General features: G+C 63.7%; 12 protein-coding genes. 10 read left to right on the top strand and 2 right to left on the bottom strand.

Features of this window, described 5'->3' with window-relative positions; all coding sequences use genetic code 11:
• The first annotated feature begins 4 nt into the window (after nucleotides 1–4).
• The 4 genes from HPQ64_RS07160 to HPQ64_RS07145 all read left to right on the top strand — a co-directional run bounded on the left by HPQ64_RS07160 (nucleotide 5) and on the right by HPQ64_RS07145 (nucleotide 4,545).
• Nucleotides 5–949 (top strand): ABC transporter permease, encoded by a 945-nt coding sequence (locus HPQ64_RS07160; RefSeq protein WP_172887678.1) that lies wholly within the window; start codon nucleotides 5–7, stop codon nucleotides 947–949.
• 93 nt (nucleotides 950–1,042) lie between these two features.
• Nucleotides 1,043–1,438, top strand: a complete 396-nt coding sequence (locus tag HPQ64_RS07155; RefSeq protein WP_172887677.1) for a response regulator — start codon at nucleotides 1,043–1,045, stop codon at nucleotides 1,436–1,438.
• A complete protein-coding gene (locus HPQ64_RS07150) occupies nucleotides 1,431–3,608 on the top strand; it encodes a 3'-5' exonuclease (RefSeq protein ID WP_172887676.1) in 2,178 nt (725 codons plus the stop codon). Before HPQ64_RS07155 ends, HPQ64_RS07150 begins: the two co-directional genes overlap by 8 nt.
• Nucleotides 3,609–3,777: 169 nt before the next feature.
• Entirely contained in the window at nucleotides 3,778–4,545 is a 768-nt protein-coding gene (locus HPQ64_RS07145) for a DeoR/GlpR family DNA-binding transcription regulator (RefSeq protein ID WP_172887675.1), read from the top strand.
• A 19-nt stretch (nucleotides 4,546–4,564) separates the two neighbouring features.
• Here the strand turns inward: HPQ64_RS07145 and HPQ64_RS07140 are convergent, their stop codons facing one another.
• Together HPQ64_RS07140 and HPQ64_RS07135 are read right to left on the bottom strand one after the other, a co-directional pair.
• On the bottom strand, nucleotides 4,565–5,005 hold the full coding sequence (locus HPQ64_RS07140) for a MarR family winged helix-turn-helix transcriptional regulator (protein WP_172887674.1): 441 nt from the start codon (nucleotides 5,003–5,005) through the stop codon (nucleotides 4,565–4,567).
• 11 nt (nucleotides 5,006–5,016) lie between these two features.
• A complete protein-coding gene (locus HPQ64_RS07135; protein ID WP_210260121.1) occupies nucleotides 5,017–5,556 on the bottom strand; it encodes a flavin reductase family protein in 540 nt (179 codons plus the stop codon).
• Between the two features lie 173 nt (nucleotides 5,557–5,729).
• Between HPQ64_RS07135 and HPQ64_RS07130 the strand changes: the two genes are divergently transcribed.
• The 6 genes from HPQ64_RS07130 (at nucleotide 5,730) to HPQ64_RS07105 (ending at nucleotide 11,987) form a co-directional block, all read left to right on the top strand.
• Nucleotides 5,730–6,776: a 2,5-dihydroxypyridine 5,6-dioxygenase NicX family protein gene (locus HPQ64_RS07130; protein WP_172887672.1), complete on the top strand. Its 1,047-nt coding sequence runs from the start codon at nucleotides 5,730–5,732 to the stop codon at nucleotides 6,774–6,776.
• Nucleotides 6,773–7,561, top strand: coding sequence for an alpha/beta fold hydrolase (locus HPQ64_RS07125; RefSeq protein WP_172887671.1), 789 nt, complete (start codon nucleotides 6,773–6,775; stop codon nucleotides 7,559–7,561). The genes HPQ64_RS07130 and HPQ64_RS07125 overlap by 4 nt, the downstream gene beginning before the upstream one ends.
• The gene (locus HPQ64_RS07120; RefSeq protein ID WP_172887670.1) at nucleotides 7,558–8,829 is read left to right on the top strand and encodes an acyl-CoA dehydrogenase family protein; all 1,272 of its coding nucleotides are present in this window, start codon (nucleotides 7,558–7,560) and stop codon (nucleotides 8,827–8,829) included. The genes HPQ64_RS07125 and HPQ64_RS07120 overlap by 4 nt, the downstream gene beginning before the upstream one ends.
• A 26-nt stretch (nucleotides 8,830–8,855) precedes the next feature.
• Entirely contained in the window at nucleotides 8,856–10,394 is a 1,539-nt protein-coding gene (locus HPQ64_RS07115) for a class I adenylate-forming enzyme family protein (RefSeq protein ID WP_172887669.1), read from the top strand.
• 73 nt (nucleotides 10,395–10,467) lie between these two features.
• Nucleotides 10,468–11,490, top strand: coding sequence for a TRAP transporter substrate-binding protein (locus tag HPQ64_RS07110; protein WP_172887668.1), 1,023 nt, complete (start codon nucleotides 10,468–10,470; stop codon nucleotides 11,488–11,490).
• Complete coding sequence (locus tag HPQ64_RS07105; RefSeq protein WP_172887667.1) at nucleotides 11,490–11,987, top strand: TRAP transporter small permease; 498 nt, start codon at nucleotides 11,490–11,492, stop codon at nucleotides 11,985–11,987. The genes HPQ64_RS07110 and HPQ64_RS07105 overlap by 1 nt, the downstream gene beginning before the upstream one ends.
• Nucleotides 11,988–12,002 lie beyond the last annotated feature (15 nt).

Below are 12,002 nucleotides of genomic sequence, written 5' to 3'. Positions count from 1 at the left end.
CGGCATGATCGAAATCCTCGACATTCTCGTGAACCCGAATTTCTGGGCAGCCGCGATCCGCATCGCCACGCCGCTGATTTTCGGCGTGCTTGGCGCGCTGATCTGCGAACGGTCGGGCGTGCTCAACCTCGGCATCGAGGGCATTTTCACCGCAGGCGCAATGGCCGGCTGGATGGCGGTCTGGCTCGGCGCGGACCTTTGGACGGGCGTTGCCGTTGCGGCTGCCGTCGGCGGGGTCTTCGGCCTTTTGCACGCGATCCTGACCGTGCCATTTGGCCTGTCGCAGCACGTTTCGGGCATCGGCGTGACGCTGTTCGCCACGAGCCTCAGCTATTTCGCCTATCGAACCGCCCTGCCCGATGTTTCCTCCCCGCCACGCATCACGCCGTTCCAGCCGCTCGACATCGAAGGCTTTTCCGACCTGCCGTTCATCGGCGCCGCTCTTTTCCAGCAAACCCCGCTGACGTTCCTTGCGCTTTTCCTCGTGCTGGCCGTCGCCTTCATCCTCAACCGCACGCCGCTCGGCTTCGCGATACGGGCCGTCGGCGACAATCCGGCGGCGGTGGAAGCGCAGGGGCTTTCCGTGTTCGGCCTGCGCGTCGGCGCTGTGATCGTCGGATCTGCGCTGATGGCCATCGGCGGGGCGTTCCTCACCATGTCGGCGTTCGACGCCTTCTTCTTCGGCATGGTCAACGGTCGCGGCTGGATCTGCATCGCGCTTGTCGTCTTCGCATCATGGCGGCCGGGAAAGGCGCTTTTGGGCGCGCTCCTCTTCGGTGCGTTCGACGCCTTCCAGGTGCGCCTGCAGACGGAAGTGGGGGCCTTCGTTCCGGGCCAGGTCTTCCTGATGCTGCCGTATCTTTTGTCGATCTTCGCGCTCGTCGCCGCCGCCCGAAAGGCGGATTACCCAAGGGCACTGCTGAAGCCCTATTTCAAGGGGCAGAGGTAAGCTCGCCCCTCCCCCTCAAACCTTCGTCGTAAGCCGAAGTGCGTCTGGCGCGCGCGGACGCGCTTGGCGATACTGGAGGCGGAGGAAACGGCCATGACCAACAAGAAGCTCATCATCGCCGACGAACAGCCCGTGATCGCGCGCTGCCTGAAGGGCCTTCTCACCCATGAGGGTTATGACGTCGAGGCCACGGCGAGTGCCGACAGGCTGCTTGAAATCGTGCGCGGCGGAGGGGCCGACCTCATCCTCATTGATGCCGATCTGCCGAGGCAAAACGGCATTTCCGTCTGCCAGGCGCTGAAGGCGAACCCCGCGACGCGCGATCTTCCCATCGTCGTCATGAGCGCTTCGGCACGCGCGATCGAGACCGAAAAGGCAACGGCGCTCGGTGCCGATGCCGTGCTGCGCAAGCCTTTCACGCTCGACGACCTGAAAGGCGCTCTCGTCAAGCTTCGCGCAGGCGAAGCACGCACCGCCCTCCATGCTTGAAAAGGCCGCCGAGCGGTGGAGCCTCAGGCTCCGTATCTTCCTGTTCTTCGCGCTGATCGCCGCCGGAGCGGCCGCGATCCTTTGCGCCGCGTTCTTCCTTCTTGGCCGTGAACTCCCGCCCTCCGCCATCAGCCATCTGGCGCTTTACGGCGGAGGCGCGGGCTTTGCGATTGTTGGCCTCGTGCTGTGGGTATGGATCAAGTTCGACGATCACGTGGCAAGGCCCGTCGAGGCGCTTGCCCGCGATCTGCACGCCGCCGTTCATGCGGGATCGGAGAAACTGCCCGATGCCGAGCGCGCGCGATACCTCGGTCAACTTGCGCCCGGTATCGTTGAGGCTTCGCAGGCGCTTCAGGAAACCCGCGCGCGCGTCGACACCGCAATCACCAATGCCACGGCCCGCGCGGAACGCCAGAAGAAGCGGCTTGAAACCGTGCTGCGCGACCTGCAGCAGGGCGTTATCATCTGCCGGCTCGACCATACGGTGCTGCTCTATAACCGCGCCGCCCAGCACTTCGTGGCCCATGCGGCGGCAGGCGCGGGTTCCGCCCCCGGCGGGGAGCTGGGCCTGGGCCGCAAACTGACGAGCCTGATCGCCCGCCAACCGCTGCGCCACACGCTGGACAGGCTGACGCGGCGCTTCGAGGGCGGACGGTACCTTGCCCATCACGACGGGCTGATGGCCCCTTTCCTCGCCGCGACCGCCACGGGCCACGAAACCATGAAGGGGCGCATGTCGCTGGTGCTCGACGAGGACGACGCAAGCCCGATCGGCTATGTCGTCACCTTCGACCGGGTGACGGAGGAGCTTGCCGCCGGCATCTGGCGCGAGCGCCTGCTGCAGGATGTCGCTCAGGACGTGCGAAACCACATCACCAACCTGACGATGGCAGGTGAGCTTCTGTTGAGCGGGCAGCCGCTTTCGGACGAAGAAAAAGAACAGGCGCGCGCGACGATCCGCAGCGAGCCGCGAATTCTCGGCGAAAGGCTCGACCGGCTTGACCAGGTCGCCAACGACATTTTCGCCGCCGCATGGCCGGTCGCGCCGGTCTTCTCCGCAACGCTTTTCGACAGCGCGGCGACGCGCCGTTCGGAAGACCGGGCAATCAAGGTCGAGCAGCGGGGGACGCCGGTCTGGATCACCTGCGATTCGGCGAGCGTCAGCGAGCTTGTCGACCGGATCATGAACCGCGCGGCCGTTTGGGACCAGGTGCGCGACTTCCGGCTGGAGACGGAGCGAAACGGCGAGCGCGTCTATGTCGATATCGTCTGGCGGGGTCAGGTGGTGCCCGAAAGCCTCGTCGAGGAATGGCTGCGCGAGCCGCTCGACGAATCGCTCGGCGCGATGACCGGGCGGGACGTGCTGACCCATCACAAGACGGACCTTTGGTGCGAGGCCGTGCCGGAAAGCGACGGCGACGTGCGCATCCGCCTGCCGCTTGCGATTTCCTCCGACCTGGAGGACCGGCCCGCCAAATCGAGCGTGGCGATCCCCGAGCGGCCCGAGTTCTACGACTTCGACCTTTTCACACGCCACCCACCGGGCGCCCTGGACGACATGCCGCTGAAGGCGCTTTCCTATATCGTCTTCGATACAGAAACGACCGGGCTCGAACCGTCGCGCGGCGACGAGATGGTGTCGGTCGCAGGGGTGAGGATCGTCAATGGCCGCGTGCTCAGGGGCGAGATCTTCTCGACCTTCATCAACCCGGGACGGCGCATTCCAGCCGCCGCCGCGAAAATTCACGGTATTACCGATGCCATGGTCGCCGAGGCGCCGGACGCCGCCACCGTGCTGCCCCGCTTTCACGATTTCGTCGGCGACGGGGTGCTCGTCGCCCATAATGCTCCGTTCGACATGGCCTTTCTGAAGAAACGCCAGGCGGATGCAGGGCTCGTCTTCGACCAGCCGGTGCTCGATACGGTGCTTCTTGCCGCGCATGTGTTCGGACGCGCCGACAGCCTGACGCTCGATGCGCTAGCCGAGCGCTTCAACGTCGTCATTGCGCCGGAGGATCGGCATACCGCGCTTGGCGACGCGCTGGCGACCGCCGATGTTCTCCTCAAGCTTTTCGACCTTCTGGAACCTCTTGGCGTTTCGACGCTGGGAGACGCTATCCGCGTGGCCGACCGGCAGGCCGCGATCCGGCGCAAGCAATCCGCCTATTGAGTACCGGCGCTTGCCGGAAACTCGTCAAACACTCGCGAATGTTGCTTTTTTGAGTCGACTTTCTTCTCCAAACGCACTGTCATGTCGTTTTCATATGAACGTTGCCATGCGTTCATGTGAGCATGGTAACTTATGTGTCAGCGATATTTCACGGGAGTTTCACGCGTCGATGGACATTTCCGAACGGCAGTCGGAGATCGCCGAACTGGTGCAGGCACAGGGCTTTCTCTCGGTTGAATCGCTTGCCGAACGCTTCGGCGTGACCACGCAAACGATTCGCCGGGACGTGAACGGGCTTTGCGAAGTCGGCATACTGCGCCGCACGCACGGCGGCGTAGAACCGCCGCCCGCCATGCACAACATCCACTACCGCACGCGCCAGATCCTGAACCTGCCGGCCAAGCAGCGCATCGCGGCGACCGTCGCCGAATACGTGCCGAATGACGTCTCCCTCGCCTTTTCCATCGGCACCACGCCCGAAATCGCGATGCAGGCGCTGATGAGCCATGAAATGCTTCGCATCTATACCAACAACCTGAATGTCGCCATGGCGGCCTCGGCCAACCCGGGCTTCGACGTCACGATCGTCGGCGGGCGGCTTCGCCATGGCGACCGCGATATCCTGGGACCGGCGACGCAATCCTTCTTCGAAAGCTACAAGTTCGACATCGGCATATTCGGCGTGGCGGGTGTCGACGAGGACGGCACGCTTCTCGACTTTCACGAGGACGAAGTGCTGTCGCGCCAGGCAATTCGCGAAAACGCGCGCCAATCCTTCCTCGTGCTCGACCATACGAAATTCACCCGCCCCGCCCATGTGCGCGGCGGGCATATCAGCGATGTCAGCCACGTCTTTTGCGACCGCAGGCCGCCCGAGGCGATATTGAACATGCTGAAGCCCACGGACACGACGGTGGTCGTCTGCGGGGAAGAGTGAACGGGCCGGGCAAAAGAAATCACCCCTCGCCGGACCGCTCGATGACCCTGTGAAGCGCTGCGACGAGCGTTTCGGTTTCGCGCGGGCCGATCGCCTCGATCAGCCGTTCCTGATGGGCCTTCGCGGCCGAAATCAGTTCATCGACGGTGCGCTCGCCTTCCCCGGTGAGGTTGACGTTGACCCGGCGGCGGTCGCCAACGTCCGCCCGCCTTTCGACAAGCCCCTGGCGAACCAGCCGCTCGACCGTCTTGCTCATCGCCGGCTGGTTGACAAGGCAGACGGCGGCCAGCTCGCCGACAGTCTGGCCCCCGGAGCCTTTCAATGCGGCAAGTACACGCCAGTTCGACACGTTGAAACCACGCCGGCGGACCTCCTCGTGGAATTCCGCGCTCGCAACGCTTGAAGCACGCGCGAGAAGATAAAGCAGGTAGCCGTCGATAAAGCGCGCACTGTCAGCCATTGTCCTCAACATCATCCGGGATGCCCGCCATGGGGGCCAGCGTGGGGGCCAGTGTGGGGGCCAGCGTGGGGGATCGTGTAGCGCCCGGCGTGGAAGATCAGCGGCTCCTTCTCGTCGTGGCCGAAAGCGACGACCTTGCCAAGGAAGACCACATGGTCGCCGGCGGGAACGCGGGTCTCGTTCTCGCACTGGAAGACGGCCGTGGTGCCGGAGATCAGCGGTACGCCGGCGATGCCTTCTTCCCACTCCACATCGGCGAAGCGATCTTCCACCGGCCTTGCGAAACGGTCAGAAAGATAGCGCTGGTCGGCCGCGAGAATGTTGATCGCAAAGTGACTGGCTTGGCGAAAGACGTCGAGGTTTCGCGAGCGCGCGGCAAGGCTCCACAAAACCATCGGCGGGTCGAGGGAAACGGAATTGAACGAATTGGCGGTGAGCCCGACCGGCCTGCCGGCGCCATCGAGCGCGGTGACGATCGTAACGCCCGTCGCGAAACGCCCCAGAGCCTCGCGAAACCGGGCGGCAGGAAACTGGTGAGGGTCTATCGTCATCGCTCCCGTTCCCATTCGTTCATGTATAAAAATATGCCTTTTCATATAATAACAAAATTGCTACGATCCACCAAGTCGTTTTCGTTTCTTGCGCGAATTCCAAAAAAGGAAACTAGAAAAACCGGAAGTCAGGCGCGCGCGAAAACGAACCTGCCAAACGAGGAGGGAGAGGCATGCTGGCGGACCGCATCGAGGGAAAATGGATCGATGCCTTCGAGGCCGTCTTCAAGCTCTGCAAGGTCGCGACTGGCGAGACGGTGGCGATCCTCTCCGAAACCCAGTCCCGAACGCTCAACGTCCATATCGCCGAGCTTGCGCTCGACCGGACAGGGGCCAACTGGTTCCATGTCACCGTGCCGACCCCGCGTCAGGATGCGCCGATTCCGGTGCGTTCCACCGGCGCTTCGGCGGCACTTGGCGGGCAGAAGGCCGCCGTTGCGGCGCTGAAGGAATGCGGGCTCGTCGTCGACCTGACGGTGGAAGGCCTGCTGCACGCGCCGGAACTTCCCGAGATCATTTCCGGCGGCGCGCGCATCCTAATGATTTCAAACGAACACCCGGAAGCGCTGGAACGCCTGCTGCCGCAAACCAGGGACGAGCCGCGCGTGAAGACCGCCGTCAAACGCTGCCGGGCCGCGAAACGCATGACGGTGACATCAGCCGCGGGAACGGATCTCACCGTCGACATGGAGGGCGCTTCCACTGTCGGCGTCTGGGGCTGGTGCGACCGGCCGGGCACCGTGGCCCATTGGCCGGCGGGGCTCGTCGTCAGCTTCCCGAAGGCGGCTTCCGTCAACGGCACGCTGGTGCTGGACGCGGGCGACGTGAACCTCACCTTCAAGCGCTACCTCGAGCGCCCGGTCAAACTTACCATCGTCGACGACTATGTGACGGATATCGAAGGAGAAGGCACGGACGCGGAGCTCATGCGCCGCTATCTTGCCGCATGGGGCGACCGGGAGGCCTATGCGGTTTCCCATGTCGGTTTCGGCATGAACGAAGGTGCGCGCTACGAAGCACTTGCCATGTACGACCGGCGCGAGACGAACGGCACGGAAGTGCGCGCGTTCGCCGGCAATTTCCTTTTCTCGACAGGTGCCAACGAATTCGCCGGGCGCTACACCAAGGGCCATTTCGACATTCCGGTGCGCGGCTGCACGATCTCGCTCGACGGCGAAGCGGTGGTGACGGACGGAGACCTGGCGGAGGCATTCAAATGAGGGTGCCCGCTTTTGAGACGCGCGGCGACGCGCCGGAAACGCTGATCCTCTTGCATGGCATCGGCGCGGGCGCGGAGATGTTCTCTCCCCAGCTTGACGGGCTTTCGGACCGTTTCACCGTGATCGCCTGGAACATGCCGGGCTACGGGGGCACGCCACTCGATGGCGAGATGACCTTCGAAGGGCTGTCCGACGCCCTTCTGGCGCTGATCGACCACCTCGGCATCGAAAAGGCGAACCTTCTCGGCCATTCCATTGGCGGAATGATCGCCCAGGAGTTTTACGCAAGGCACCCGGAGCGCGTGCGCTCGCTCATCCTTTCGGGAACGACTTCAGCCTTCGGCAGCCGCGACGGGGAGTTTCAGAAGAAGTTCGTCTCAGACAGGCTCGCGCCCCTCGATGCGGGAAAGACGATCCCGGAGCTTGCAGCAAGCTTCGTCCCGCATCTGGTCGGCTCGGCATCCCTGCCTTCGGCAATAGACATCGCGCGCGTCGCCATGAGCAGGCTTTCGCCCGAGACCTACCGCGAAGTGATCCGCTGTCTTGCGACATTCGACCGGCGCGAAGAGCTTTCACGGATATCCGTGCCTACGCTCCTGATCGCGGGCGAGGAAGACACCAACGCTCCGCTGAAATCCATGAAAAGAATCGCGGAGCAAATAGAAGGCGCAAGGTTCGAGGCGTTGGCCGGCATCGGCCACCTCGCCCCCCTTGAAGCGCCCGACGCCTACAACGGCCTCATCAAGTCATTCTATGCGATCACATTCGGAGGTTTGAGCCCATGAACGCGGCAGATCTCGACATCATCGGCACGGACCAGCCGATTTTCGACCCGTCCGCCTTCCGCCTCACCGAGCAGGAAGCCGAACTCACCGCGCTCGCACGGCGCATCGGCAAATCGCGCTTCGCCCCGCGCGCCGAAGAATTCGACCGCGAGGCGAGCTTTCCGACCGAGAACTACAATGACATGCATGAAGCCGGGCTGCTTGGCATCTGCGTGCCGAAGGAAAACGGCGGCCATGGCGCGCCTTTCCGCGCCTACATGATGACGGCTGCCGAAATCGGCCGTTACTGCGGGGCGACCGCGCTGACGTGGAACATGCACGTTTGCTCCTGCCTGTGGACCGGGGCACTGACCGACGATCTGGAGATGTCCGCCGAGCAGCGCGAAAACCACCTGCGCCGCAGGGCGAGACACTACGACCGCATCCTGAAGGACGGCGCGATCTATTCGCAGCCCTTCTCCGAAGGCGGTGCTGCGGCGGCCGGCGTCGTGCCCTTCTCGACAAGCGCGAAACGCGCCGACGGCGGCTGGATCATCAACGGCAAGAAGATTTTCGCTTCGCTGTCCGGCCACGCCGACTATTACGGCATCCTCTGCGGCGAGATGAAGGAGGGCGAGCGCCCGAGCCGCCGCGACACGATGTATATCGCCGTTCCCGCGAATGCGGAGGGTGTGAAGGTCGTAGGCCCGTGGGATCCGCTCGGCATGCGCGGCACGGTTTCGCGCACGCTCATCTTCGAGGATGTCTTCGTTCCCGACGAGGAACAGCTCATGCCGCGCGGCATCTACTACCAGGCGGCAAGCCGCTGGCCGCATATGTTCATGACGCTGTCGCCGACCTATATGGGCATCGCGCAGGCCGCATTCGATTTCACGATCCAGTACCTTCGCGGCGAAGCACCGGGCCTGCCGCCGGTCAAGCGGCGCATGTATCCGACCAAGCAGATAGGCGTTGCCCAGATGCACCTGATGCTGGAGCAGACCAAGGCGCTCTGGTTCCAGGCGATCACCGAAGCCGGGCCCGATCCGACGCGCGGGCAGGTGATGCGCGCATGGGCGGCCCATTACACCGTCATGGAAAACGCCAACGAGATCTGCCAGCTTGCCATCCGCACCTGCGGCGGCCAGTCCATGCTGAAATCGCTGCCGCTGGAACGGCTTTACCGCGACAGCCGTTGCGGCTCGCTGATGCTGCCGTGGACGGCGGAAATCTGCCTGGACAGGATCGGACGCGAGAGCCTTTATCTCCCCGGTGAGAGCGACGATTGAGAGAAGCCGCGAAACGGAGTGCGGGCATGACGATCGACCGCTGGATTGCAGCGCACGCCTGTTTTTCGCCCGACAAGCCGGCGATCCGCTTTCACGCGGGCGATCTCACCTACGCGGAACTCGACCGGGCGATCGGCAAGACCGCGCATTGGCTTGCCTGCGAGCGCGGGATCAAGCGCGGCGAGCGTATCGCCTACCTCGGCACCAACGCGCCGGACATGCTGATGCTGCTCTTTGCCGCTGCGCGGACGGGCATAATCCTCGTGCCACTCAACTGGAGGCTTGCCCCGCCTGAGCTTGCCTATGCAGTTTCCGACAGCGGCGTGAAGCTGCTGATCCACCAGCCGGCGTTTGGCGAAACGGTCTCCGCCATTCTTGCCGATCCCCTGCTCGGCAGCGCTGCGAGCGTCGAGGCTTGCGAAATCGATCCGGCGGCGGGTGGACTGGCCGCCCTTCTGGCGAACGGCGAAAGCCTTGAAGCTGGCGATGGGGAAGAAACCGACCCGCTTCTGATCGTCTATACCTCCGGCACGACAGGTAGTCCGAAAGGCGCGGTGCTGAGCCAGCGCGCGATCCTGGTCAACGCGCTCAACGCGCGGCACATGCATGACATGCGTGAGGGAGATCTGGTGCTCACCGTCCTGCCCATGTTCCACGTCGGCGGGCTCAACATCCAGACGACGCCCGCACTTTACCTCGGCGCAACGGTGATCCTGCACGAACGCTTCCACCCGCGCGAAACGCTGGCGGCGATTTCGGCCGAAAAGCCAACGCTGACCGTGCTCGTGCCAGCCACGCTTGCCGCGATGATTTCCCACCCCGAATGGAAAGGGCATGATCTCTCATCCTTGCGCGCCATCGCCACCGGCTCGTCGGATGTGCCGCTCGGCCTGATGACGCCCTTCATCGAGCGCGGGGTGCCCGTCATCCAGATTTACGGTTCCACGGAAACCACGCCCGTCGCGATCTACCAGCGCATCGAGGACATTCCCGCGGAATTAGGCGCCATCGGCAGGCCGGGACTTCATACACGCGCGAGGATCATACTTCCCGATGGAAACGAAGCGCCCCCTGGCGAGGTGGGCGAGATCGAAATCCTGGGCGAACACGTCGCCACCGGCTACTGGAACCTGCCGGAGGAAACCGAAAAGACATTCCGCGACGGCTGGTTTCGCACCGGCGACCTTGGCCTTGTCGATCCAAACGGGCTCTTTTGGTTCAAGGACCGGCTGAAAAACGTCATTATTTCCGGTGGGGAAAATATCTATCCCGCCGAACTGGAACGTGTGCTGCGCGAGCTTGATTTCGTGAAGGAGGCGACCGTCATCGGAAGGCCCGACCCGCGCTGGGGCGAGGTGCCGGTGGCCGTTGTCGTGCCGAAAGATCCGGGACAGTGTGACGAGGCGCACGTGCTTCAAGCCTTCGAAGGCAGGATAGCCCGCTACAAGCACCCGAAAACGGTTGTTTTCGCGGAAGAATTGCCGCGAAATGCGCTTGGCAAGATCCGGATTGACCAGGTCAGGGAGATGGCGGCGGGAAAGGTTCCGGGCGGACAGGAGCGATAAGGACTCCGGAAAACAGGCCTCTACGCAAAATATTCCAAAGGCAGGAATGCCGAAGACAAACGAGGGGATCACAATGCGTCGTATCTTGGGAACTTTCGCTTTGACGGCCGCACTCGGGTTTGGGCTGACGGCACCTTCCGCCGCAGAAACCACTTTGCGCGTTTCCAACTGGCTGCCGCCGTCGCACCCGATCGTCCGCGACATCCTGGAGCCCTGGGGCAAACAGGTGGAGGAAGCGACCGGCGGCAGCGTGAAGGTGGAGATCATGGCCTCGCCAATCGGCAAGCCGCCGGCGCAGTTCGACTTGATCAAGAGCGGCGCCGCCGACGTCGGCTACGGCGTGCATGGCTATACGCCCGGGCGCTTCAAGCTGACGCCGATCGTCGAAGGTCCGTTCCTTTCCGACAGCGCGGAAGCGCTTTCCGTCGCCTACTGGAAGGTGCATGAAGCAATGCTTGCCAAGGCGGACGAGCACCAGGGCGTCAAGGTTCTGACCGTCTTCACCCACGGCCCCGGCGCGATCTTCACCACCGAAAAGCCGGTGAAAACGGTGGCGGACGCAAACGGCCTGAAAATGCGCATCGGCGGCGGCGTGGTCGCGCAAATCGCCGAGCGCCTCGGCATGGTGGGGGTGCAGGCGCCCTCCCCGCAGGTCTATGAAATCCTGTCGAACGGTGTCGCTGACGGCATCCTGTTTCCCGCCGAATCCGTTCCCTTCTTCCGCATCGACGAGGTGCTGAAATACGGCACCACCGTGCCGGGCGGACTTTACAACACCTCCTTCTTCGTCGTCATGAACGAGGGCACCTGGAACGGGCTTTCGGATGAGGAGAAGGCTGCCATCGACAAGGTTTCGGGCGAAGCGATGGCCCGGCTTGCCGGGCAGGCGTGGGATGCGGCGGATGCCGCGGGCAACAAGACAATGGCCGAAAAGGGCCTTGAGATCACACAAGCCGACGACGCGATGACGGCGGAAATTGCCGAAAAGCTCGTAGGCATCAACCAGGGGTTCCTCCGCGCCGCGAAGGCCGCCGGCATCGACGGGGAAGCGGCCCTTGAAATGCTGAGGGGCGAAATCGCCGCGCAATCGAAATAATGAGTGATCCCAACCACGCGCGCCCGGCGGCAGCCGCCACCGGGCGCACGGGCCGCGCCTTCCTCGGCGGGCTTCGCATAATCGCCGGCCTGCTGATCCTCATCATGATGGCCGTGACGTTCGTGGACGTCATCGGCCGTTACGTGTTTTCCTCGCCGCTGCCGGGCGCCTTCGAACTTACGGAAGTTCTGCTCGGCCTCGTGATCTTCGCAGGACTCCCCCTTGTCACGCTGCGCGAGGAGCATGTAACGGTCGACCTCGTGACGAGCCGCGTGCCGCATTTCATCCGCCAATGGCTTTTGAAATTCGCGCATGTGGTGACAGCGGCCGTCCTCATCGTGCTGGCCTGGCGGCTTGGCATCATCGCCCGCGATCTTTCGGCTTACGGCGATGCGACCGTCTTCCTGCGCCTGCCGCTCGGGCCGGTCGCCGGCATCATGGCCGCCCTTTGCGCCTGTGGCGCCGTCGCCTCCCTCGTCGTCTTCCTCCGCAGGTAACGGATCCGCAGTTCC

It is taken from the genome of Hongsoonwoonella zoysiae, from assembly GCF_013266695.1.
Taxonomy (GTDB): Bacteria; Pseudomonadota; Alphaproteobacteria; order Rhizobiales; family Stappiaceae; genus Hongsoonwoonella; species Hongsoonwoonella zoysiae.
This window is presented reverse-complemented; position numbering and strand designations above follow the sequence as displayed.

Bases quoted from the DNA above. Each gene is read 5' to 3' on its own strand.
- HPQ64_RS07160 (WP_172887678.1), top strand. From the start codon at position 5: ATGATCGAAATCCTCGACATTCTCGTGAACCCGAATTTCTGGGCAGCC.
- HPQ64_RS07155 (WP_172887677.1), top strand. From the start codon at position 1,043: ATGACCAACAAGAAGCTCATCATCGCCGACGAACAGCCCGTGATCGCG.
- HPQ64_RS07150 (WP_172887676.1), top strand. From the start codon at position 1,431: ATGCTTGAAAAGGCCGCCGAGCGGTGGAGCCTCAGGCTCCGTATCTTC.
- HPQ64_RS07145 (WP_172887675.1), top strand. From the start codon at position 3,778: ATGGACATTTCCGAACGGCAGTCGGAGATCGCCGAACTGGTGCAGGCA.
- HPQ64_RS07140 (WP_172887674.1), bottom strand. From the start codon at position 5,005: ATGGCTGACAGTGCGCGCTTTATCGACGGCTACCTGCTTTATCTTCTC.
- HPQ64_RS07135 (WP_210260121.1), bottom strand. From the start codon at position 5,556: ATGACGATAGACCCTCACCAGTTTCCTGCCGCCCGGTTTCGCGAGGCT.
- HPQ64_RS07130 (WP_172887672.1), top strand. From the start codon at position 5,730: ATGCTGGCGGACCGCATCGAGGGAAAATGGATCGATGCCTTCGAGGCC.
- HPQ64_RS07125 (WP_172887671.1), top strand. From the start codon at position 6,773: ATGAGGGTGCCCGCTTTTGAGACGCGCGGCGACGCGCCGGAAACGCTG.
- HPQ64_RS07120 (WP_172887670.1), top strand. From the start codon at position 7,558: ATGAACGCGGCAGATCTCGACATCATCGGCACGGACCAGCCGATTTTC.
- HPQ64_RS07115 (WP_172887669.1), top strand. From the start codon at position 8,856: ATGACGATCGACCGCTGGATTGCAGCGCACGCCTGTTTTTCGCCCGAC.
- HPQ64_RS07110 (WP_172887668.1), top strand. From the start codon at position 10,468: ATGCGTCGTATCTTGGGAACTTTCGCTTTGACGGCCGCACTCGGGTTT.
- HPQ64_RS07105 (WP_172887667.1), top strand. From the start codon at position 11,490: ATGAGTGATCCCAACCACGCGCGCCCGGCGGCAGCCGCCACCGGGCGC.